Genomic DNA, 415 nt, shown 5'->3' on the forward strand with positions numbered 1-415 from the left:
CAATTTTCATGAAGTTGTTATCACGAAGTTCACGTGCTACAGGTCCGAAGATACGAGTTCCGCGCGGGCTTTTGTCGTCACGGATGATAACACATGCATTCTCATCGAATTTGATGTAAGATCCGTCATTTCTGCGTGCACCGCTCTTAGAACGTACGACTACAGCTCTCACGACATCACCTTTTTTGACAACGCCTCCTGGTGTTGCTTGTTTAACCGTGCAAACAATGACATCACCAATGTTAGCTGTTTTGCGTCCAGAACCACCAAGCACCTTGATTGTTAACACTTCACGGGCACCAGAGTTATCAGCTACTTTTAAACGAGTCTCTTGTTGAATCATTATTTGTTACCTCCCTTCGGAAAAAAGTTTCCGAACTTTATTAGATAATAACAGCTTCTTCGACAACTTCAA

General features: G+C 42.9%; 1 protein-coding gene. It reads right to left on the reverse strand.

Translation table 11 applies throughout. The features are described 5' to 3' along the window. Positions 1–343 (reverse strand): 50S ribosomal protein L14 (rplN, locus tag CF394_RS03535; RefSeq protein WP_094941873.1); only part of this gene is annotated, 343 nt, incomplete at its 3' end. Between the last annotated feature and the right edge of the window lie 72 nt (positions 344–415).

It is taken from the genome of Tetzosporium hominis (assembly GCF_002265435.1).
Classification (GTDB): domain Bacteria; phylum Bacillota; class Bacilli; order Bacillales_A; family Planococcaceae; genus Chryseomicrobium; species Chryseomicrobium hominis.